This is a genomic window from Vibrio sp. 10N.222.55.C6 (assembly GCF_041473395.1).
GTDB lineage: Bacteria > Pseudomonadota > Gammaproteobacteria > Enterobacterales > Vibrionaceae > Vibrio > Vibrio crassostreae_C.
In genome coordinates, this window is sequence record NZ_JBFRSD010000181.1 from 1 (window position 1) to 295 (window position 295).

The following is a 295-nucleotide window of genomic DNA, read 5'->3' on the forward strand; positions in this document are numbered from 1 at the left end:
CGAATAGCTTCTACTGCAGCTTCCGAACGGAATGTAATTTCTGCTGCAGGTAAACCATTTTCAGCTAACACTTTACCCAGAGGGATGACGTCTTCAGCGTTGTCGATAGCGATCACAGGGATAACTTTCAGTGTTTTCAGTTGTTGTTTGATGTTAGACATTGGTATTCCTTAAATGGCTGTGATGGCCGCTTGAGTGAGTTCTTTTGCAATAATGGCACCACGATGTTGGATAACGACGCCTGCCATGGTATTGCCGCGCTGGCATGACTTTGTTAAGTCTTCGCCCGCAAGGT

The 295-nt window shown here is 46.1% G+C and carries 2 pseudogenes; both read right to left on the reverse strand.

From position 1 onward, the window contains the following. A pseudogene (locus AB4486_RS23135) lies at positions 1 to 161 on the reverse strand (2-dehydro-3-deoxyphosphogluconate aldolase); the annotation flags it as partial. 9 nt (positions 162 to 170) lie between these two features. Further along, a pseudogene (locus AB4486_RS23140) lies at positions 171 to 295 on the reverse strand (sugar kinase); the annotation flags it as partial.